This window comes from Reella acinonychis (assembly GCF_052384575.1).
In the GTDB taxonomy this organism is placed as follows: Bacteria; Pseudomonadota; Gammaproteobacteria; order Enterobacterales; family Pasteurellaceae; genus JBQSUQ01.
The window spans coordinates 85,267-107,620 of record NZ_JBQSUQ010000001.1 but is presented as its reverse complement, the minus strand read 5'-3'; the positions used below and the strand labels follow the sequence as shown (position 1 = coordinate 107,620).

At 38.2% G+C, this 22,354-nt stretch carries 21 protein-coding genes and 3 tRNA genes; 11 read left to right on the top strand and 13 right to left on the bottom strand.

The genetic code is table 11. The features are described 5' to 3' along the window. Positions 1-253 precede the first annotated feature (253 nt). From priC to fbp, 6 genes are all read right to left on the bottom strand, one after another. A complete protein-coding gene (gene priC, locus ACT2CV_RS00540) occupies positions 254-829 on the bottom strand; it encodes a primosomal replication protein PriC (RefSeq protein WP_464973865.1) in 576 nt (191 codons plus the stop codon). Between the two features lie 42 nt (positions 830-871). Continuing rightward, complete coding sequence (locus tag ACT2CV_RS00535) at positions 872-2,227, bottom strand: Na+/H+ antiporter family protein (protein WP_464973866.1); 1,356 nt, start codon at positions 2,225-2,227, stop codon at positions 872-874. Between the two features lie 98 nt (positions 2,228-2,325). Further along, on the bottom strand, positions 2,326-2,988 hold the full coding sequence (rnt, locus tag ACT2CV_RS00530) for a ribonuclease T (RefSeq protein ID WP_464973867.1): 663 nt from the start codon (positions 2,986-2,988) through the stop codon (positions 2,326-2,328). A gap of 59 nt (positions 2,989-3,047) precedes the next feature. Then, the gene (gloA, locus tag ACT2CV_RS00525) at positions 3,048-3,455 is read right to left on the bottom strand and encodes a lactoylglutathione lyase (protein ID WP_464973868.1); all 408 of its coding nucleotides are present in this window, start codon (positions 3,453-3,455) and stop codon (positions 3,048-3,050) included. Positions 3,456-3,565: 110 nt separating this feature from the next. Further along, positions 3,566-4,078: a hypothetical protein gene (locus ACT2CV_RS00520; RefSeq protein WP_464973869.1), complete on the bottom strand. Its 513-nt coding sequence runs from the start codon at positions 4,076-4,078 to the stop codon at positions 3,566-3,568. A gap of 151 nt (positions 4,079-4,229) precedes the next feature. Further along, a complete protein-coding gene (fbp, locus tag ACT2CV_RS00515) occupies positions 4,230-5,234 on the bottom strand; it encodes a class 1 fructose-bisphosphatase (protein ID WP_464973870.1) in 1,005 nt (334 codons plus the stop codon). Between the two features lie 122 nt (positions 5,235-5,356). On the opposite strand from fbp, the gene mpl reads away from it, so the two are divergent. After that, positions 5,357-6,733 (top strand): UDP-N-acetylmuramate:L-alanyl-gamma-D-glutamyl-meso-diaminopimelate ligase, encoded by a 1,377-nt coding sequence (gene mpl / locus ACT2CV_RS00510; protein WP_464973871.1) that lies wholly within the window; start codon positions 5,357-5,359, stop codon positions 6,731-6,733. Between the two features lie 75 nt (positions 6,734-6,808). Here the strand turns inward: mpl and ACT2CV_RS00505 are convergent, their stop codons facing one another. Both ACT2CV_RS00505 and ffh read right to left on the bottom strand, forming a co-directional pair. Continuing rightward, positions 6,809-7,276 (bottom strand): surface-adhesin E family protein, encoded by a 468-nt coding sequence (locus ACT2CV_RS00505; RefSeq protein ID WP_464973872.1) that lies wholly within the window; start codon positions 7,274-7,276, stop codon positions 6,809-6,811. A gap of 64 nt (positions 7,277-7,340) precedes the next feature. Beyond that, complete coding sequence (gene ffh / locus ACT2CV_RS00500) at positions 7,341-8,729, bottom strand: signal recognition particle protein (protein WP_464973873.1); 1,389 nt, start codon at positions 8,727-8,729, stop codon at positions 7,341-7,343. 158 nt (positions 8,730-8,887) lie between these two features. Between ffh and ACT2CV_RS00495 the strand changes: the two genes are divergently transcribed. Continuing rightward, positions 8,888-9,655 (top strand): cytochrome C assembly family protein, encoded by a 768-nt coding sequence (locus tag ACT2CV_RS00495; RefSeq protein ID WP_464973992.1) that lies wholly within the window; start codon positions 8,888-8,890, stop codon positions 9,653-9,655. A gap of 67 nt (positions 9,656-9,722) precedes the next feature. Beyond that, complete coding sequence (locus tag ACT2CV_RS00490) at positions 9,723-10,982, top strand: HlyC/CorC family transporter (RefSeq protein ID WP_464973874.1); 1,260 nt, start codon at positions 9,723-9,725, stop codon at positions 10,980-10,982. A gap of 122 nt (positions 10,983-11,104) precedes the next feature. Here the strand turns inward: ACT2CV_RS00490 and ACT2CV_RS00485 are convergent. The 3 genes from ACT2CV_RS00485 to ACT2CV_RS00475 all read right to left on the bottom strand — a co-directional run bounded on the left by ACT2CV_RS00485 (position 11,105) and on the right by ACT2CV_RS00475 (position 11,405). Then, positions 11,105-11,178 (bottom strand) — tRNA-Cys (locus ACT2CV_RS00485). A 49-nt stretch (positions 11,179-11,227) separates the two neighbouring features. Further along, positions 11,228-11,314: transfer RNA gene (locus ACT2CV_RS00480), tRNA-Leu, on the bottom strand. 15 nt (positions 11,315-11,329) lie between these two features. Beyond that, positions 11,330-11,405: transfer RNA gene (locus ACT2CV_RS00475), tRNA-Gly, on the bottom strand. A 270-nt stretch (positions 11,406-11,675) separates the two neighbouring features. Here ACT2CV_RS00475 and ACT2CV_RS00470 point away from each other — a divergent pair. Both ACT2CV_RS00470 and trxA read left to right on the top strand, forming a co-directional pair. Then, entirely contained in the window at positions 11,676-12,785 is a 1,110-nt protein-coding gene (locus ACT2CV_RS00470) for a methionine biosynthesis PLP-dependent protein (protein WP_464973875.1), read from the top strand. Between the two features lie 136 nt (positions 12,786-12,921). Beyond that, the gene (trxA, locus tag ACT2CV_RS00465; protein WP_464973876.1) at positions 12,922-13,245 is read left to right on the top strand and encodes a thioredoxin TrxA; all 324 of its coding nucleotides are present in this window, start codon (positions 12,922-12,924) and stop codon (positions 13,243-13,245) included. A 71-nt stretch (positions 13,246-13,316) separates the two neighbouring features. On the opposite strand, the gene ACT2CV_RS00460 is transcribed toward trxA, so the two are convergent. Both ACT2CV_RS00460 and rluC read right to left on the bottom strand, forming a co-directional pair. Further along, positions 13,317-13,829 (bottom strand): hypothetical protein, encoded by a 513-nt coding sequence (locus ACT2CV_RS00460; RefSeq protein WP_464973877.1) that lies wholly within the window; start codon positions 13,827-13,829, stop codon positions 13,317-13,319. A gap of 6 nt (positions 13,830-13,835) precedes the next feature. After that, positions 13,836-14,807 (bottom strand): 23S rRNA pseudouridine(955/2504/2580) synthase RluC, encoded by a 972-nt coding sequence (rluC, locus tag ACT2CV_RS00455; protein WP_464973878.1) that lies wholly within the window; start codon positions 14,805-14,807, stop codon positions 13,836-13,838. 403 nt (positions 14,808-15,210) lie between these two features. On the opposite strand from rluC, the gene rne reads away from it, so the two are divergent. The 6 genes from rne to mlaC all read left to right on the top strand — a co-directional run bounded on the left by rne (position 15,211) and on the right by mlaC (position 22,354). Continuing rightward, complete coding sequence (gene rne / locus ACT2CV_RS00450; RefSeq protein WP_464973879.1) at positions 15,211-18,054, top strand: ribonuclease E; 2,844 nt, start codon at positions 15,211-15,213, stop codon at positions 18,052-18,054. Between the two features lie 56 nt (positions 18,055-18,110). Then, a complete protein-coding gene (xseA, locus tag ACT2CV_RS00445; RefSeq protein ID WP_464973880.1) occupies positions 18,111-19,439 on the top strand; it encodes an exodeoxyribonuclease VII large subunit in 1,329 nt (442 codons plus the stop codon). Between the two features lie 109 nt (positions 19,440-19,548). Continuing rightward, positions 19,549-20,346, top strand: coding sequence for a phospholipid ABC transporter ATP-binding protein MlaF (gene mlaF, locus ACT2CV_RS00440; protein ID WP_464973881.1), 798 nt, complete (start codon positions 19,549-19,551; stop codon positions 20,344-20,346). After that, positions 20,343-21,122 carry a lipid asymmetry maintenance ABC transporter permease subunit MlaE gene (gene mlaE / locus ACT2CV_RS00435; RefSeq protein WP_464973882.1) on the top strand — a complete coding sequence of 260 codons (780 nt, stop codon included), beginning with the start codon at positions 20,343-20,345 and terminating at the stop codon, positions 21,120-21,122. Before mlaF ends, mlaE begins: the two co-directional genes overlap by 4 nt. A gap of 71 nt (positions 21,123-21,193) precedes the next feature. Further along, on the top strand, positions 21,194-21,700 hold the full coding sequence (gene mlaD / locus ACT2CV_RS00430; RefSeq protein ID WP_464973883.1) for an outer membrane lipid asymmetry maintenance protein MlaD: 507 nt from the start codon (positions 21,194-21,196) through the stop codon (positions 21,698-21,700). 21 nt (positions 21,701-21,721) lie between these two features. Continuing rightward, complete coding sequence (mlaC, locus tag ACT2CV_RS00425) at positions 21,722-22,354, top strand: phospholipid-binding protein MlaC (protein WP_464973993.1); 633 nt, start codon at positions 21,722-21,724, stop codon at positions 22,352-22,354.

Genomic DNA, 22,354 nt, shown 5'->3' with positions numbered 1-22,354 from the left:
TGATTTGTTTTTGTGTTTGACATATATTTGACATAATAAATACAAAAATCACTAAATCAATGATACTTTATTATGAACAATGGTATAATATTAGGAGTTTAGATCTTTGATTTATAAATATATTTTTGCTTACAAATAGTTATATTATGTAGGTCTTGAAAACCGGCGAGGGTTTACGCCCTCCGTGAGTTCGAATCTCACTTCCTCCGCCATCAAATTTTTAACCGCAGCTCTTAGGGCTGCGGTTTTGTTTTTATATCTGCTCATCTTTGAATGCCAAATATTCCTCTAGGGTTTCAATTGCATTTAAACAACGTATTTGTCGTTGTTTTGTATGCTCAATTTGAGCGCTAATTGCTTGTTTATCCCAGTCATTAGTAGCCAGAGTTAACATGCTTTTCTGTTGGTTTAATTTCTCATTTAATGCATGCAAGGCTTCATAGTATTTATCTAAACGCTCACGAGGGGGGAGTTGATCGATTGATTGACGAAGTTTTTCCCTGTTATTCATCGTTGATTTGAAATTTATGGCCTTCTTGGACTTAGATTGGGATATTTCAATCATCGCGTCTTGTAATGACCTAAATTGTGCGATTAATCTGTCGCAATAAAACGTTATCTCTTCGCTTGTCGGTGCGGACAATTGACGTAATTGTTGTACACCTTGTCGCATTTCAGCAATATAGTCATTTAATGATAATCCGTTTTCACTAAATACATGTTCAGCAAATGTTGTTGTCAAGGATTTATCTTGATAAGCGCTATATTGCTGTTGAAGTGCAGCAATATGTCGCTCTAACTCATCAAAAAGTGCGGTGTAATTTTTCATTGTTTTAAATAAAGAAATCCCCCTAATGATAGGGGGATGGGATTATAAAATCATTGCGGCAATCCAACCGAATGCGAGCAATGGTATATTGTAATGTAAGAATGTTGGTACAACGCTATCCCAAATATGATCATGTTTACCATCAATATTTAAGCCTGACGTTGGACCTAATGTTGAATCTGAGGCTGGGGAACCTGCATCGCCTAATGCTGCAGCTACGCCTACAATCGCGACGGTCGCTAATGGCGAAAGTCCTAATGCAACACAAAGTGGCACGTAAATTGAGGTAATGATCGGCACAGTAGAGAAAGATGATCCAATTCCCATTGTGATAAATAAACCAACTACTAGCATTAAGAAAACAGCTAAGCCTTTGTTATCTGCTCCTAAGCCTTGGCTGAAATTTTCAACCAGTAATGTGACGCCACCTGTTGCTTTAATGACGCTAGCGAAACCAGAAGCTGCAATCATCACAAAGCCAATCATTGCCATTAGGCGTAAACCTTGTTGGAAAATATCATTGCTTTCTTTTAAGCGGAAGATGCCACAGACACCGAAGATAATTAAACCAGCAAGACCACCAATAATGGTTGAACTTGTAAAGAGTTGCAAGCCAAAGGTCACAAGGATAGCAATAATGCTTACCCACACATGAAATGGTTTAATATTGGCAATATGCTGTTCAATTTCTGCTGTTGTTGGTTCTGCGACATCTACAATGTATTCACGCGGTTTACGGTAGCTAACAAAAATAGCGAATAATAAACCCAGTACCATACCTGTTACAGGAATGAGCATTGCCATTGACACTTCAGCAACGCTAGTATGAATGCCAAGACTTGCTCCCGCTTCATTGATATTTTTGACTAAGATACTTTCAATAAAGATTTTACCGAAACCGATTGGCAAGAGCATATAGGTTGCGGTCAAACCGAAAGTGAGCACGCAAGCGACAGCTCGACGATCTAATTTTAAGCGATTAAAGATACTTAATAATGGTGGAACCACAATCGGAATGAAGGCGATATGCACTGGTAAAACGTTTTGTGAGGACATAGCGAAGAGGACCAATACAATCAAAATGAAGTATTTAAAACCAGCAACAGAATTACCAGTTGGCGTTTGCCCTAAACGTTGAATGACTTTATAGGCTAATAAATCAGTGATGCCTGATTTTGAAATAGCGACAGCGAATGCGCCTAAAATAGCATAGTTCATTGCAACTTCTGCACCACCACCGAGTCCGCCGGTGAAGACTTCAATTGTTTTTGACATGCCTAATCCGCCAGTTAAACCAGCAGTAAGTGCGGAGATCACTAATGCGATCACCACATTAATTCGTAGCAAGCTCAAGGCGAGCAAAACGAGAATTGATATAATAACGGGATTGGTCAGCATATTGTTTCCTTAGTTTTTGTAATGTCTTTTTTAAATTTACTGGAAAAAAAAGATTTGTCTAGCGCTTTACAAAAATTTATCAAAAAAACACCGCGCTTTTATGAATTATCTAATGAATTTATAACATGAGGGAATCCACCTAGCTGTTTTAAGTGATTAACCATGTAGCAAAATAAATCAGCGGTTTTTTCTGTATCATATAAAGCCGAATGTGCTTGTTTTCCATCAAAGCTGATATTAGCTGCTTGACATGCTTTCACTAAAACAGTTTGTCCAAACATAAATCCACCTAAGGTCGCCGTATCGAAAGAGGCAAAGGGGTGGAATGGATTTCGTTTGATGCCAGTACGTTCAGCGGCAGCCATAATAAAGCTTTGATCAAAGGTCGCATTATGTGCCACGATAATGGAACGTTGGCAGCCAGCTTCTTTCTGTCCGCGACGAACCATTTGGAATAACCCTGTTATCGCATCTAATTCAGAAATGGCCATTGATTGTCGCATAGGATTATTTAAATCAATGCCATTGATCTTCATTGAATCAGGGTTAATTTCTGCGCCTTCAAAGGGATTTATGTGGCAATGATAGGTTTGATCTTTTTGCAACAAACCCTTGTCATCCATTTTGACAGTGATGGCAGCTAACTCTAATAATGCATTCGTTTGGCAATTTAATCCCGCTGTTTCTACATCAATGATGACAGGGTAGTAACCGCGAAAACGGTGCTTTAATAAATTAAAATCTACAATTTCGTTTGTCATAAAAATAAAAAGGGTACGCCGAAACGCACCGATAAAATTAAGTAAAAATTGACCGCGCTTTAGTTACCTAATGCGGATTTTGCACTTTTGTTTTCAATAAATTCAATTTTATAGCCATCAGGATCTTCAACAAAAGCGATTACCGTTGTGCCACCTTTTACAGGACCTGCTTCACGCGTTACTTTTCCACCAGCAGCTTTTACTGCATCACAGGTCGCATAAATATCGTCGACACCAATCGCGATATGACCATAGGCAGTGCCTAATTCGTATTCTTCAACGCCCCAATTATAGGTTAATTCAAGCACTGCTGCTTTGTCTTCATCATCATAACCAAGAAAAGCGAGCGTATATTTATATTCTGGGTTTTCGCTAGTACGTAATAAACGCATGCCTAATACATCTTGATAGAATTTGATAGAGCGTTCTAAGTTTCCCACTCGTAACATGGTATGCAAAATACGCATGATTTCCTCCATTTATCTAATAAACAGGTTAGATTATGCCATAATTTTGTAAATTAAGAGAAATGAAAAAATAAAAAAGGCATCAGAACGATGCCTTTGGTAAGTCTTTATTATTCAACAGTGATTTTTGAACCGTCAACAAATTGAATTTCACGTGCAATGGCAACGCTTGAAATTTCATTTTTAGGATTTTCAAAAATAGCTTTCACTTCTGGTGATACAGTTGAAAAAGGAATAATCACATTTAAGTTAAAATTCGCATTTGGATTGAAGTCTTGTTCAAAATTAAGGCTTATTGGATGTGTATGGATAACATTATTCTCAAATTGATATGCATATACCCAAGAAGCTGTTTTAATCGCTTTGTTACCGGTATTGGTAATATTGTAGCTATATGCAAGACCCGGTTCATTTTTGTCATTTTTAACGAAATTACGGGCAATCGTTTTTATTTGAATATTTTTACCAAATTCGGCAATCATCGCATCATTGGTAGTTTTTTGTTCTTGAACTTGAGTTTTTTGTGTTGCAGCTTGTGCTTGATAATTTAATTTATCACAAGCAGTTAATGTCACTGTTGCAGCCATTACAGTTGCTAATAGTGCTTTTTTAGATAATTTCATAGATATTTCCTTAAAATAAATTATTAATGTTTTCTAAATATAAATAATCTTGTATAAAAGATCAAAAAAGGGATTCATATTTTACATAAATTTACATTTTCTAAACTGTAAAAATAAATAACCGCTTTTTCAGAAGCGGTTATTTAGACTATTAATCTTTAAATTCGTTCATAAAGTGCTGAGCTTTTTCTACCATTTCTTTGGAGCCAAGGAATAATGGCACTCGCTGGTGGAGTTCTGTTGGTTTAATATCTAAAATACGATGGTAACCATCGCTTGCTAATCCGCCTGCTTGCTCTGCTAAGAATGCCATTGGGTTTCCTTCATACAATAGACGTAGTTTACCTTTGGGATAGGTTGTTGCACTTGGGTAAATATAGATCCCACCTTTAAGCAGATTGCGGTGGAAATCTGATACTAATGAACCAATATAACGGGATGTATAAGGACGACCAGTAGATTTATCTTCCTCTTGGCAGAATTTTATATATTTTTTAACACCCATTGGGAATTTCAAATATTGCCCTTCGTTAATAGAATAAATGCGTCCGTCAGTTGGTATTTGAATATTCTCATGAGATAAACAGAATGTACCTAAGGTCGGATCATAGGTAAAACCGTTAACACCATTGCCTGTTGTGTAAACCAGCATTGTTGAGGAACCATATACAATATAGCCAGCAGCAACCTGTTTATTCCCCTCTTGCATAAAATCTTCTAAGGTGACAGGAGTCCCAATAGGGGATACGCGACGATAAATGGAGAAGATTGTTCCCACTGCCACATTGACATCAATATTAGAAGAACCATCTAATGGATCGGTCAAAATAACATATCTTGCATTACGGCCACGTTCTGTATCAAATGCGATAAAGCTATCTTCCTCTTCTGACGCAAAGCCAGCCACTTCTTCACGTGCCATTAAGGCTCGTTTAAAGGTATCATTGGCAAACACATCCAATTTCATTTGGTTTTCACCTTGGATATTCTGATTACCAACTGCACCTAAAATATCATGACTGAGTCCTGCACGATTAATATCTCTATGAATGACTTTCGCAACAAGACGAATGGACGATAAAATACCGGTTAATGCGCCTTTGGCGTTCGGGTATTCTGCTTGTTTTTCAATGACAAATTCATCTAATGTTTTCATAACAATCTTAATTCCTTGATTATATTTTCTTGCTAGACGAGTAGAATAAGTTAGATTATGATACCAACTTTATATATTGAAGAATGTGATCCAGCTCACGCTTTTTTACTTGGTCTAAATAAATGAACGAAATTTCACAGAAAAAACATATACATATTTTAGGTATATGTGGCACCTTTATGGGCGGTGTTGCTCTTATCGCTAAACAATTGGGCTACCATGTTACTGGTTCTGATACTAATGTTTATCCGCCAATGTCCACTTTTTTAACAGAAAGTGGCATTGATATCATCCCCCATTTTGAGGTTGAACAGTTGCAACCTACACCTGATATGATTTTGATTGGTAATGCAATCAAACGCGGAAATCCTTGCGTCGAATATATTTTAGAAAATCAGTTGCCATTTACCTCTGGCCCACAATGGTTACATGATAATTTATTGCGTAATCGTTGGGTATTTGCCGTATCAGGCACCCATGGAAAAACCACTACAACGGGTATGTTAAGCTGGATTTTAGATCAAAATGGTTTAAATCCAGGATTCTTAATTGGCGGTATTGCGGGCAATTTTGGCGTATCTTCTCGCTTAGGCGATAGCCAATATTTTGTGATTGAAGCAGATGAATATGATACGGCATTTTTTGATAAGCGTTCAAAATTTGTGCATTACAATCCTAAGACCTTAATTATCAACAATATTGGCTTTGATCATGCAGATATTTTTGATGATTTAAAAGCGATTCAACGCCAGTTCCACCATATGATTCGTACTATGCCTCAATCAGGTTTGGTCTTGTCTGTTGCGAATGAACAAAGTGCAAAAGAAACCTTGGATATGGGATGTTGGTCTGAAAAACAATATTTAGGGAAGGATCAAGAATGGTATGCAGAACGTTTAACGCAAGATAGCACGCGTTTTGCGGTTTATCATAAAGGGCAGAAAGCGGCGGAGGTGCATTGGAACATTGTTGGTCAGCACAATATGCACAATGCATTAATGGCAATTGCAGCAGCTTATCATGCAGGCGTTTCCATTGAAAATTCCGCGAAAGCCTTATCGACTTTTATTAATGCAAAACGTCGTTTAGAAGTGAAAGGCGAAGTTAATCAGATTACCGTTTATGATGATTTTGCCCACCATCCCGCAGAAATTCAAGCAACTTTAACCGCACTTAGAGATAAAGTCGGTGGTGGAGCGAGAATTTTGGCGGTGTTAGAACCTCGTTCAAATACCATGAAAATGGGGCACCATAAAGATGAAATCGCCCCAGCATTAGTTCGCGCGGATAATGTGTTTTTATTACAACCTGAAAATATTCCCTGGGAAGTTGCCGAGATTGCTAGCGCTTGTATTCAGCCTGTTAAATGGGCGGCAGAATTGGATAAATTAGTAGAATTTATTGCTGAAGAAGCCAAACCTGGTGATCATATTTTAGTGATGTCTAATGGTAGTTTTGGTGGTATTCATCAGAAAATATTAGATAAATTAAAAAATTAGTTAAATTAAAAATCCCTGAGCAGATAACGACTCAGGGATTTTTCTATCAGAACGTTTTCTTTTTTGACCGCACTTTTAAGGGCGATAGAAGTTAGTACACATAATTTGTGCCGCAGTACCTAAGCTTGAACCTTCACGCAATTTAACGGTATGTTCAGATTGGCGTTTAGGTGGCGTTGCTAAACCTTGTCCCCAAAATTCAGAATAAAAATAAGAATCGGTATGCATTAAATTCTGTGTCTTACAGTTGACTACTTTATGCTGTCGTAATGAATGACTAAACAGATTTTTGTCTTCAAATACTGCGTGTCCAATTTTTAGATTAATCACAATATCAAAGTTAATCAGATGTGATTTATCGTTATCCACCCAAATCGATGCACTATCAATGTAGTATTCAGAATTTGGTGCAAGACGGAAAAAGCCTGTTTCAATTTTTTCAGGCGGATTTAACTGCTGCTCATTTTTTACAGGCGTTGTTGGTTGGTTAGAACTACATGCGGAAAGTAGCATCAAACTGGTTAGCCATAGTACTTTTTTCATATTAACCTCCCTCAATTAATGTGATTGCTATGTAAAGCGCGGTGTAAATTTCTGAAGTTTTGGCTTAACGACGGAACATGTTTCCTAATCCGCCGAGGCCACCCATGCCTCCGCCCATTAAGCCTTTCATGCCTCTCATCATTTTCGCCATGCCACCGCTACGCATTTTTTTCATCATACGTTGCATTTCATCGAATTGTTTCAATAGTTTATTGACATCTTGTACTTGTGTGCCTGATCCCATTGCAATACGACGGCGACGTGAGCCTTTGATAATATCCGGATTGGCGCGTTCTTTTAATGTCATGGAATTGATGATGGCTTCCATTTTTATAAACATTTTGTCATCTACTTGATTTTTAACATGATCCGGTAAGTTCTTCGCACCCGGCAGTTTGTCTAACATGGACATCATACCGCCCATTTTTTTCATTTCAATTAACTGTTCACGAAAATCTTCTAAAGTAAATTGATCGCCTTTTTTAAATTTCTGTGCGATTTTTTCCGCTTTTTCTTGATCTACTGAACGTTGCAAATCTTCAATTAACGACAGTACATCGCCCATGCCAAGAATACGTGAAGCAACACGATCTGGATGGAAGGGTTCAAGAGCTTCTGTTTTTTCGCCTACACCCAAGAATTTAATCGGCTTACCTGTGATTTGACGAATCGAAAGTGCTGCACCGCCACGCGCATCACCATCCACTTTGGTTAAAATTACCCCAGTGAGTGGCAAAGCTTCATTAAAGGCTTTTGCTGTATTTGCTGCATCCTGACCGGTCATCGCATCCACAGTAAACAAAGTTTCAACTGGATTAAGTGCGGTGTGAATTTGTTGAATTTCCGCCATCATTTCGGTATCAACATGTAGACGACCCGCAGTATCCACAATTAAAACATCATAGAATTTTAATTTTGCATCAGCTAAAGCTGCTTTGGCGATATCAACAGGATTTTGTTTGACTTCGGAAGGGAAAAAATCCACGCCAACAGCTTGTGCCAAGGTTTCAAGTTGTTTAATCGCGGCAGGGCGATAAACGTCAGCAGACACCACAAGCACTTTCTTTTTGTGGCGTTCTTTTAAGAATTTCGCTAATTTTCCAACGGAAGTTGTTTTACCCGCGCCCTGTAAACCCGCCATTAAAATAACAGCTGGCGGCTGTGTGGCAAGGTTTAAACTTTCGTTGCTTTCTCCCATTGCAGATTCAAGTTCTGCTTGTACAATTTTGAGAAATTCTTGCCCTGGTGTTAAACTTTTGTTGACTTCCTCACCAATAGCGCGTTCTTTCACTTTATTGATAAATTCACGCACCACAGGTAAAGCAACATCCGCTTCAAGTAACGCCATGCGTACTTCTCTCAGCGTATCTTTTATATTATCTTCAGTTAAGCGTCCTTTACCTGTAATATTTCGTAAGGTTTTCGATAGACGATCGGATAAATTTTCAAACATTTTACTTTCTCATATTACTCAATGATTTTGCTTGATTATACCTGAAATCACCTTGTTTCACTATTTGAAATTTCAGATTAGCCCAGTTAAAATAAATGCGAATTATTTCAAATAAAAGGTAAAAGAAATTGACAACACCTCCTTATGCCATTTTCGCAATGCTATTTTATAGCTTCAATATTCTATTGATTATGCCAATGTTGTTGAAAATTGATGGGCATACCAAACCCAAACGTCATCTCTTTTTAACAACAGTTTTGGTAGCGGTTGTTTGTCATTACCTCAGTTTCCCTAATCTACTCGCTTATTTGAATACTGGTACAAATCTCAGCTTACTTGAAATCAGCTCGCTTATTAGTTGGGTCATGGCGTTATTCACAACATTATTGATGTTATGGAATGTGAAAACCCTGTCTTTTGTATTGCCAAGTGTTTATGCTTTAGCATTAATTAATCTTTTAATGACGGAATTTATTCCAAGCCAATTGGTGCATTTATCGCCAGAATTATTTATTCATATCACCTTATCCATGTTGGCATATTCCGTATGCTTTGTTGCCATGTTATATAGCATTCAAATTGTGTGGTTAGATCGTCATCTGAAACGGAAAAAAGCAGTGCCTTCTCCAGATTTACCCCCATTAATGCTAGTTGAACGCCATTTTTTCCGAGTGATGTGTACAGGGGAAGCATTGCTTAGCATTATTCTTATAACAGGGACTTATCATTTATCGCATGCCATGGCAGACAGTAATATTCACAAAGCCGTATTTTCTGCTCTTGCTTGGATCGTTTTCGCTTTGGCGATTTTAGGGCATTGGAAATGGTATTGGCGCGGAAAAAGAATGATTATTTTGACAATTTCAGGTATGATCCTGCTTACTATTGCTTATTTTGGCAGCAAAATTTTACCAGTTTCATTTTAAACGCTTAAAAGTGCGGTCTAAATTGAGGCAGTTTTGCTTAATATTCAATTAACAAAAGGAACAATCTTTGGACAGTATTCCCCTTAGTACGCTATTCATTATTCTTGCCATTCTATTAGTCACATCGGCGTATTTTTCTGGTTCTGAAACTGGATTATTATCGGCTAACCGCTATCGTATGCGTTATTTGGCTGAAAAAGGTCATAAAGGCGCTAAAAAAGCGGACAAATTATTGAAAAAAACAGATAAATTACTCAGCCTAATTCTTATTTGTAATAACCTTGTCAATATTTCTGCTTCAGCGATAGCAACCATTATCGGTATGCGTTTATATGGTGATGCAGGGGTTGCGATTGCAACAGGGGTGTTGACTTTCTTTATGCTCGTTTTTGCGGAAATTTATCCGAAAACAGTGGCTGCTTTATACCCTGAAAAAGTGGCATTTATTTCTAGCCATCTGCTTTCACTGCTAATGAAAATTTTTACGCCATTAGTTTTCTTGATGAATTTAATCATTAAAGCCTTAATTAAAATAACAGGCTTGAAAACAGAAGCGAAGGGCAATCATATTAGTCCTGAAGAATTGCGTTCAATTGTACATGAAAGTGGTAAATTCATTCCTTCAGCGCACCAAGAAATGTTGTTATCCATTTTGGATTTAGAAGAGGTTACTGTTGACGATATTATGGTGCCGCGCCCTGATATTGCCGGTATTGATATTGAAGACGATTGGAAATCTATTATGCGACAACTTAACCATGCAGCTCATGGACGAGTGTTGTTGTATAAAAATAATATGGATGAAAATGTCCTGGGATTTTTACGCGTGCGTGAAGCATATCGCTTAATGTTAGATAAAAATGAATTCACCAAAGAAACCTTAATTCGAGCTGCGGATGAAATTTATTTTATTCCAGAAGGAACAGCTTTGACAGCGCAGTTATTAAATTTCCGCAACAATAAAGAACGTATTGGTCTAGTGGTGGATGAATATGGCGATATCAAAGGCCTGGTTACCTTAGAGGATATTTTGGAAGAAATCGTAGGTGAGTTCACTACTTCCACCATGCCATCAATTGAAGAAGAGGTGACACCACAGTCTGATGGCTCCATTTTAATTGAGGGCTCAACCAATATTCGTGACCTAAATAAATTATTCGATTGGAATTTAGATACGGAAGAGGCACGAACCTTTAACGGCTTGATTTTAGAACATTTAGAAGATATCCCTGAAGAAGGAACAGAATTTGAACTAAATGGGCTGAAAGTCACTATTTTGGAAGTAGCAGACAATATGGTGAAACAGGCAAAAGTCGTGAAATTATAACCGCACTTTTATTAGAAACCGAAGCGATGAAGTTAATTTGTCGCTTTTTTATTATCAAAATATAAATGGATTTAATTTAACAAATAGTTGAATTATATGTTGAATATGAAGTGGAAATAAAATGGAGGCGTGTCCCGGAGTCGAACCGAGCTACATGGATTTGCAATCCAGTGCATAACCGCTTTGCTAACACGCCGTAGGAAGTTGTGTAGATATAAAAAAACACCTTGCGGTGTTCGATTAAATGGTGCCCGAGGCCAGACTTGAACTGGCACGCCTCGAAAGGCGAGGGATTTTAAATCCCTTGCGTCTACCGATTCCGCCACTCGGGCACAACGCATTTAAAATGGAGCGGGAAACGAGGCTCGAACTCGCGACCCCGACCTTGGCAAGGTCGTGCTCTACCAACTGAGCTATTCCCGCATTGCTTTCAGCTTATTGCTGTCAACGGATGTGCATTTTACGCAAATCTAATTTTGTGTCAACAGGATTTTTTAAATAAATAGAAAAATAGATGTCGTTTGCTGAAAAAAAATGCAGTTCGGCGATTTGTGATACATTTCTTTGCTTGATTTGAATGATTAACCAAATTGAGTATAGGTTATATTGAAAATTAGGCTTTAATCACACCGCGCTTTATGTCAGAATGACAGCTCTTTTCGGATAATTAAATATAAAAATTAGGTGAACACAATGACCAAGGAATATGCATTAGAGACCATTCTAGCACAAGCAGGAAATCGAACGGATCCTAGAACAGGCGCGGTTTCAACACCAATCATTCTTTCTACAGCTTATGGCCATCATGGCATTGGTGAAAGTACAGGTTTTGATTACACAAGAACAAAAAATCCAACAAGAACTGTATTAGAAGAAACTGCCGCTAAATTAGATGGTGGTGATCGAGCTTTAGCATTTGCTTCTGGTATGGCAGCAATTCAAGCTTTGATGACCTTGTTTAAAGCACCTGATGAATGGATTGTCTCTAGTGATGTTTACGGAGGCACTTATCGTTGGTTGGATTTTTGCTATAAAAATACCCATGGCGTGAAACCTGTTTATGTGAATACCGCTTCTGTTGAACAAATTGAAGCAGCAATTACGGAAAATACAAAAGCTATTTTTGTGGAAACACCTTCTAACCCATTAATGGAAGAATGTGATGTTGTTGCTATTTCTAAAGTGGCGAAAAAACATAATTTATTATTAATTGTGGATAATACGTTTTTAACGCCAGTGTTATTTAAACCAATGGACGCCGGTGCTGACATCGTATTATATAGCGCAACCAAATATATGGCGGGGCATAATGATGTATTAGCAGGATTAATAGTGGCGAAAGGACAAGAGCTTTGTGACCGTTTATTCTATATTCAAAATGGCGCAGGTGCGGTACTTTCACCTTTTGATTCTTGGTTAATTATTCGCGGTTTAAAAACCTTGTCTTTACGCATAAAACAACACCAAAAGAATGCAGAAGAAATTGCTGAGTTTTTACGTCAACAACCGCAAGTGAAAGATGTGTTATATCCAAATAAAGGGGGAATGTTATCTTTCCGTTTACACAATGAAAATTGGATTAACCCATTCCTTAAGTCAATAAAATTGATTACTTTTGCTGAGAGTTTAGGTGGTGCGGAAAGTTTTATTACCTATCCTGCAACGCAAACGCATATGGATATTCCGGAGCAAGAACGCATTGCTCGTGGCGTATGCAACCGTTTATTACGTTTTTCTGTGGGGTTAGAAGATGCGGAAGATATTAAAGCCGATTTATTACAAGCGCTTTCTCAATGTAAATAAAGGTTGATTGAGTTGCTTAATAATTCAAATAAGGGCGAGCTTGTGCTACACTGAGTTTAATTTTGTAGTACAACCCTTGAATTTTATCTATTGAGCCTTATCTTAAGGTTCAAACAACATTAAGAAGGAAAGAAAAATGGCAGATGTTTTACATGTAACAGATTCATCATTTGAAAGCGATGTTTTACATTCAGATGTTCCCGTATTATTAGACTTTTGGGCACCTTGGTGCGGACCTTGCCGTATGGTTGGGCCAATTTTGGAAGATTTAGCGGCTGAATATGGCGATAAAGTGAAAATCGTAAAAATGAATATTGATGAAAACCAAAATACACCAGCACAATTTGGTGTTCGTGGTATTCCAACATTACTTTTATTCAAAGATGGTAAAGTGGTAGCAACACAAGTTGGTGCGTTGCCAAAAACACAATTAGCCTCTTTTGTAGATCAAGCACTTTAATTTGAATTACATAAAAAATCCCGCAATTAGCGGGATTTTTCTTTTAAAGCGCGGTCAATTTTTGATGAATTTTAGGATTTATTTTTCTTTTTACAAATACCAGGATAACGTTTCTGATTTTCCCAAATATGTTGAATTTCCATATTTTCTTTATCAAATTTGGTAACCGAAAAATCAATAATATCGCCTTGATTCATGCCATTTTTTAGATGATAGAACAAGGTATCTTCCCATTGAGCTAAACGGGGTTCTTTTCTTAATCGTTTTTCTGTTTGTTTAGAATGAAGTCGTGTTATCTCAAATTCATCAATGAGTTCAGAAAGCATATTATCTTGCAAATACCATTGACCTATGTGTTTGTTTTCATACATAAAATCTTTTTTGATTAAGGTGTAACCAATGGCGACGATTTTACCATCTTCTTGAAAATCAAGGTTGTCCATGGTTTCAATATTGATATCACGATATAAAATGCGGCAGGTCCATTCGCCTATAATATCTTGCGGTAAAATCGCATTTTTTTGCACCGCACTTAGAGGCAATGCCAAGCTAGTGAGTAATAACAATAGCAATTTTTTCATCATATTATCCTAACGAGATTGTTCTCGGAGTATAGTTAATATTTTTTTCATTTTATTATCTAATGGTGCATTCAAACGCAAAGTTTCCCCAGTTTTTGGGTGCTCAAATCGAATGCTTGCAGCATGTAAAAATAAACGATCTAAACCTATTTCACTCATTTCTGCGTCAAAGTTTTTATCGCCATATTTATCATCTAAGGCAATTGGATGTCCTGCGTGTAATGTATGCACACGAATTTGGTGTGTTCTTCCTGTAATTGGTGAGGCTTTGATTAAGGTCGCATTATGATAGCGTTCTTCCACAGTGAAACGTGTTTCGGAAGGTTTTCCTTGATCGCTGACTTTGACAATACGCTCGCCACTGGCTAATTCATTTTTTAATAATGGTGCTTGTACGGATTTTACATGGGATTGCCATTGTCCTCTTACCAGTGCCAAATAATCTTTTTGTACGGTTTTAACGCGAAGTTGTTCATGTAAATGACGTAATGCGGAACGTTTTTTAGCTACGAGTAAAATGCCGGAGGTATCACGATCTAAACGATGAACGAGTTCTAAAAAGCGAGCTTCTGGGCGCAATGCTCTTAGCCCTTCAATAACTCCAAAACTTAATCCACTGCCACCATGCACAGCAATGCCTGAAGGTTTGTTTAATACCAACAAACAATCATCTTCAAAGATAATTTGTTGTTCTAGTTGAGAAACCTTATTTAATTTACTTGAAACAGGTGCTTGCGTTTTTTCTGATACACGAACAGGAGGCACACGAACAATATCTCCAGTTTGTAATTTATATTCCGGCTTAATGCGCCCTTTGTTCACACGCACTTCGCCTTTGCGCACAATGCGATAGATTAAGCTTTTCGGCACGCCTTTTAATTTTGCTAATAAATAATTGTCAATTCGTTGACCTGATTCATCTTCAGATATTTCAAATAATTTGACACTCGCATTGATAATTTTGTCGTTTTCAGTAGCCATAAAATCTTGATGCTGATAAAAATTAGGCGAATTCTAGCACAATTTAGTTGTGATTAAAATTGCCGAAATACCTTGCCAAATTAGTGACTTCCGTCCATAATATGTCAGATTTTGCCTCAGCAAAATTGAGTTGTTTTTTGTTAAAGCTAAAATTAATGCAGTTTAGACATAAGACATTAATTTTTAACAAAATATGTGATTAAATCCATCTGTTATCAAAGCATGCGTTAAATGCTTATATGATACCCAATCAATGCACCCAGCCCTAGACAGTCGTGATGACAGGCATAAGGCGACAAACACGAGGTCGATTGTGGATTTTGCCCCTATTGATATTGAAATAAAGCAAAAGTGCGGTGGTTTTTAATCGAGTTTTTAGAATAAAAATGAGAAAAATCAAACAATGAAAAGAATGTTAATCAATGCAACTCAAAAAGAAGAGTTGCGTGTGGCGCTAGTCGATGGGCAGCGCTTATTCGATCTGGATATTGAAAATCCGGGTCATGAACAAAAAAAAGCAAACATCTACAAGGGACGCATTACGCGTGTTGAACCAAGCTTAGAAGCGGCATTTGTGGATTATGGTGCGGAGCGCCATGGTTTTTTACCGTTAAAAGAAATTGCGCGTGAATATTTCCCTGCGGATTATGTTTATAACGGTCGCCCAAATATCAAAGATGTGATTCAAGAAGGTCAAGAAGTTATTGTTCAAGTGAACAAGGAAGAACGCGGTAATAAAGGTGCTGTGTTGACGACTTTCGTTTCTCTTGCGGGAAGTTATTTAGTAATTATGCCAAATAATCCGCGTGCTGGTGGTATTTCTCGCCGTATTGAAGGCGATGAACGCTTGGAATTAAAAGAAGCATTAAGCTCATTAGAAGTGCCAGATGGCGTGGGTTTAATCGTGCGTACAGCTGGTGTTGGTAAATCACCGGAAGAATTACAATGGGACTTAAAAGTCTTGCTTCATCATTGGGATGCGATTAAGCAAGTTGCTCAAAGTCGCCCAGCTCCGTTCTTAATTCATCAAGAAAGCGATGTGATTGTGCGCGCCATTCGCGATTATTTGCGTCGTGATATTGGCGAAATTTTGGTAGATAGTCCAAAAGTCTTTGAAAAAGCCAAAGCGCATATTAAATTAGTTCGCCCTGATTTTATTAATCGCATTAAATTGTATCAAGGCGAAGTGCCATTATTCAGTCATTTCCAAATTGAATCACAAATTGAGTCGGCTTTCCAACGCGAAGTTCGTTTGCCTTCAGGTGGTTCAATTGTCATTGATGTCACAGAAGCCTTAACTGCGATCGATATTAACTCAGCTCGCGCAACTCGAGGTGGTGATATTGAAGAAACTGCATTAAATACCAATTTAGAAGCGGCTGATGAAATCGCTCGTCAATTACGTTTGCGCGACTTAGGCGGCTTAATTGTGATTGATTTCATTGATATGACGCCAGTCCGCCATCAACGTGAAGTAGAAAATCGTATTCGTGATGCGGTGCGTCAAGATCGTGCTCGTATTCAAATTAGCCGAATTTCACGTTTTGGCTTACTTGAAATGTCACGCCAGCGCTTAAGCCCTTCTTTAGGTGAATCATCTCACCATATTTGTCCTCGTTGTCAGGGAACGGGCAAAATTCGTGACAATGAAAGTTTATCACTTTCAATTTTACGTTTAATTGAAGAAGAAGGCATTAAAGAAAACAGCAAACAAGTGCATTGCATTGTGCCTGTTGAAATTGCTTCTTACTTGTTGAATGAAAAACGTAAAGCCATTCAAAATATTGAAAAACGTCATCAAGTTGATATTGTGGTTGCACCAAATCAAGCCATGGAAACACCGCACTTTAGCGTATTCCGAGTGCGTGAAGGCGAGGATGTGAATGTATTGAGCTACAATTTAGCTAAATTACATGAGCAACAAGAGGATATTTTTATTCCTGAAGAAAGTTTGGTGACACGCAATATTGAAACAGCAGCAGTGAGTCCTGAAAATGTGGCAGAAACTGCAGCATTATCAATGACAATTCCTGAAGCTGCACCAGTTGTGGAAGCGAAAGCAAATAATAAACCTTCATTAATTGCACGAATTATCGCTGCAATTAAAGGGTTATTTAGCAGCGAAGAAGAACAAAAGAAAACGCCAAATAATCGTCATCATCGTAATCGTCGTAATGACCGTCGTAATCCTCGTCGTGCTCGCCATGAACGTAATGGAAAATCCAATGAAGAGAATACGGTAGAAAAAACGGAGCGTACGAGATTAGATCGTAATAATCGCCGCAACCGCAAAAATGTGGCTGATGAAGTGGTAGTGGATAACAATGTTGTTGAAACCATTGAAACGGCAGTGGAAGAAAAAGCGCCTGTTCGCCAACGTCGTGAACGTCGTGATTTACGCAAGCGTGTTCGAATTGAAGCTGAACATCAAGAACAAGCACCAATTATGCCAGTGGCTGAGGTCAATACTGCAGAGATTGCTGAAAGTGCGGTGCAGACTGAGACAGTTTCTGTGACTCCAGCAGTTGAGCAACCAGAGGAAAACCTAGAGCGTCGCCAAGAACGCAACAATCGTCGTTTACCTCGTCATTTACGTATGAATAATCAACGTCGTCGCCGTCATGAAAATGCGTCGCCAATGCCTCTATTTGCAGCGGTTGCGTCGCCGGAATTAGCGAGCGGTAAAGTGTGGATTAACCATCAAGTCGAAGCTAAAACGAAAGAGGCGAATTTCTTATCTGTTGACGAGTTGCTTGAACAACAAGAAAACCATACGCAAAATGCTGTTGTAGAAACTGTTCTGCCAGCGACTGAAGTGGTTGTGAGCGAGCCTAAAACGGTGGTTCAACCGTTCGGTTTAGTCACTCAACCTGCTAATGAGGCGGTGGATAAGAAAGTGCAAGAATCTTTAGAACGCTTAAATGAAGAACAGCGTATTCTTGAACAACAAGCAGAGCAACAACTTTCACCTGAAGTTGAAATAGTTGAACAATCAGCTCAACCAGTTGAAATTGTGGAAAAAACTGACCGCACTTATTGTTTTGAAGGTCGATTAGGTACGATTTCTGCGGTAAAACACACTAAAGCGGAGATGACTTTAGCCCAAGCGAACCCAGAGCTAAATCCAGCCTTTGAGATTGTGCAATGGAATGACAGTCGTTATTACTTCCATGGTAAAGGTGCTGCAGGTCATCATAGTGCTGTAAGTCATGTTTTCAGTGAGCCAACTCGAGCACAAGCTGAATAATAGATATAAAAACCTAAAAATCCGATGCTTGTCGTCGGATTTTTTATAGGATCAATATGCAGGATAATATTTTTTCAGTGAGCCAACTCAATAATGCAGTCCGTAATGCGTTAGAAGGACAATTCGGTGCTGTTTGGTTAACAGGGGAAATTTCGAACTTTACCCAACCTGTATCTGGGCATTGGTATCTGACATTGAAAGATGAAAATGCGCAAGTACGTTGTGCAATGTGGCGTATGAAAACCAGCAGGGTGAGTTTTCGTCCTCAAAATGGTATGCAGGTTTTGGTGCAGGCGAGTGTGAGTTTGTATGAACCAAGAGGCGATTACCAATTAATTTTGCAAAGTATGCATCCTGCAGGTGAAGGTTTATTGCAACAACAGTTTGAACAACTGAAAATGCGTTTGGCTGCTGAAGGATTATTTGCACAAAATCTCAAGAAAAATCTACCGCACTTTACGAAATCGGTGGGGATTGTGACTTCGCCAACAGGTGCTGCGTTACAAGATATTTTACAAATTTTAAAGAGACGCGATCCAAGTTTACAAATAGTGATTTATCCAACGCAAGTTCAGGGCAAAGATGCAACGGCTGAAATTGTGCAGATGATTGAATTAGCTAATAAACGCAATGAGGTGGATGTACTTATTGTTGGGCGAGGAGGCGGTTCTTTAGAAGATTTGTGGTGCTTTAATGAAGAAGCGGTTGCAAGAGCTATTTTTAATTCTAATTTGCCGATTATCAGTGCAGTTGGTCATGAAACCGATGTTACTATTGCTGATTTTGTGGCTGATTTACGTGCGCCAACGCCTTCTGCAGCGGCGGAATTAGTCAGCCGAAACCAAGACGAATTATTGCAACAATTGAACTATAAACGTCAGCGCTTAGATATGGCATTTGATCGTTTATTCAATTTAAAACAGCAATATTTATCGCGTTTATTGCTACGTTTGCAAAATCAGCATCCACAAACGCAATTGAAATCACAACAAAAATATAACGAATTATTGCGTCAACGGATTGAGTTGGCAATGCAACGAATTTTTGAAAAAAATCGTTATAAGATCACCGCACTTTGTGAGCGATTGGATAAAAATCCGCTTGCTCATCATTTGCAGAAACAGCAGCAATATTTGCAGCAATTACAAACGCGATTAACCTTTTCTTACCAACAGTTCGCTTCAACCAAGCAGCATAAACTAGCGCATTTAGCCGGTAAGCTTGATAGTTTAAGTCCTTTAAAGGTGTTAGCACGTGGTTATTCCATTGCAGAAAACGAAGCGGGACAAGCCATTGTTTCGTTAAAACAGGTGAAAGTAGGGGATATCATTAAAACACGTGTTGAAGATGGCGTGATTGAAAGCTGTGTGCAAAAACGAAATTAATTGAACATTTACTAAAATTGATAGTCTTAACAGAAGTTAAGTTTGACAAAGTAGTGGATTGAATTAAAATCCACTTTTATTTTTTTGAGAAAACCATGGAAAATAAACAATGAGTGAGAACACCTTAGTTGAAGTGAAAAATCTCACATTTAAGCGTGGTGAACGTACCATTTATAATAATCTTAACCTGCGTTTTGAAAAAGGTAAGATTACTGCCATTATGGGCCCTTCGGGAATTGGTAAAACCACTTTGCTGAAATTAATTGGTGGTCAGTTGCACCCAGATCAAGGCGAGATTTTTTTTGATGGACAAGATATTTGCAAAATGTCGAATGCCGAATTGTATAAAATCCGTCAACGTATGGGGATGCTATTTCAGTCAGGCGCGTTATTTACAGATATTTCAACCTTTGATAATGTCGCTTTTCCTATTCGTGAACATACTAATTTACCTGAAGCATTAATTCGTAAAATTGTATTGATGAAATTGGAAGCAGTTGGATTACGTGGCGCTGCCGAATTAATGCCTTCTGAATTATCTGGTGGTATGGCTCGTCGAGCAGCGTTGGCACGTACTATTGCGCTAGATCCCGATTTGATTATGTATGATGAGCCTTTCACTGGGCAAGATCCAATCAGCATGGGTGTTATCATCAGCTTAATTAAGCGATTAAATGAAGCATTAAATTTGACTTCTATTGTGGTTTCCCACGATGTGCAAGAAGTGTTAAGTATTGCTGATTATGCTTATATTATTGCGGATAAGCGCGTGATTGCAGAAGGAACGCCGAAGGATTTACTACAAAGCCAAGATCCTCAAGTTGTTCAATTTATTAAAGGGGAAGAAGATGGACCAGTGCGTTTCCATTTCCCAGCGGGCGATTATGTAGAGGAGATGTTCAAATGATTGTGAAATGTATCTCTGCATTTGGTGCTAGCGTCATTAATAGTTTGAAAGCGCTTGGGCGCTCTGGTTTTATGTTATTTGGCGCTTTAATTGGTCAACCACAATTTCGCAAGCATACCCCATTATTGATCAAACAACTGCATGTACTGGGTGTGCAATCTTTGCTGATTATTTTATTGTCAGGCTTTTTTATTGGCATGGTGCTGGGATTGCAAGGTTATGTTGTGCTAGTGGATTTTGCTGCTGAAGCCAATGTTGGACAATTAGTCGCGTTATCCTTATTGCGTGAATTAGGCCCAGTTGTGACCGCACTTTTATTTGCGGGACGAGCAGGATCAGCCTTAACCGCAGAGATTGGTTTAATGAAAGCGACGGAGCAATTATCTAGCTTAGAAATGATGGCGGTAGATCCATTGCGCCGCGTCATTGCTCCACGATTCTGGGGCGGTATTATAGCCATGCCAATTTTAGCTATTCTATTTACAGCGGTAGGGATTATTGGTGGTTCTTTAGTCGGTGTTGATTGGAAAGGCATTGATGGTGGCAGTTTCTGGTCGATTATGCAAAATGCAGTGACAAGCCAAGATTTACTTTACGGTTTTATTAAAAGTATTGTTTTTGCCTTTGCGGTGGTGTGGATCGCGTTATTTAATGGTTACGATTGTATTCCTACTTCTGAAGGTATAAGCCAGGCTACAACGAAAACCGTTGTACATGCCTCTCTTTTAGTTTTAGGACTGGATTTTGTATTAACAGCCATGATGTTTGGCGGTTAATAAAGAAAAGTGCGGTGACAAAATGGGCAATTTTGTTACTCAATAAAGATAAAAAATAATTAGGACATTTTATGCGACAAACAATTAAATATGAATTCTGGGTAGGGTTATTTTTATTACTCGGTATTGCAGCGTTGGTTTTTATGGGGCTAAAAGTCGCCAATGTGCAAGGGTTCAGTCAGACAAAATCTTATCAAGTCTCTGCAACTTTTGACAATATTGGTGGTCTTAAAGTACGTTCGCCTTTAAAGGTTGGTGGTGTTGTCATCGGTCGTGTGACAGACATTTCTCTTGATGAGCAATCTTACTTACCGAAAGTAACCATTGCAATCAATGAAGAATTTAATCAAATTCCAGATAACAGTTCGTTATCCATTAAAACCTCAGGGTTATTGGGCGAACAATATATTGCGTTGAGTATGGGATTTGATGATGGTGAAACCCCAATGTTAAAAGACGGTAGTAAAATTGTTGATACTAAATCAGCAATGGTATTAGAAGATCTTATTGGCCAATTCTTATATGGCGATAAAAATAAGAAAGAAGAAACAGAGGCAGAAGTGCCAAATGTTCAATAATTCATAGATTTAGGAAAGTTTATTATGAAAATTCAATTCAAAAATTGGTTAGCAAAAATTGTTGTTATTTCAACCGCACTTTTTGCAGTACAAACAGTCATGGCTTCAGAAGGGCCTTATGAGTTAATGCAAAAAGCTTCAGACAAATTATTTGCAGATTTAAAAGCAAACGAAGCGAAAATTAAAGCAGATCCAAACACATTAAAAACATTAGTACGTCAGGATTTAATGCCATATGTGCATGTGAACTATGCGGGTTCTTTAGTGTTAGGTCAATATTTTAAATCAACCACTCCAGAACAACGTGAGCGCTTTTTTGCGGCATTCGATAAATTTATTGAACAAGCTTATGCGCAATCTTTAACTTTATATACTGGACAAGAAATTCAAATTCAACCAGCGCAATTAAATGGTGATAGTCAAGCTTCTGTTCGTGTGAAATTAATCCAGGCGCAGCCAGTGAATCTAACATTCTTATGGCGTAAAAATAGCAAAACGGGCAAATGGCAAGTGTATGATATGACAGCTGAAGGCTCTAGTATGGTTGACACGAAAAAACAAGAGTGGAGTCCTATTTTACGCAAAGATGGCATTGATGCTTTAACTAATCAAGTGTTAAAAGCTGCTGCTACTCCTGTCACAATGAAAAAATAA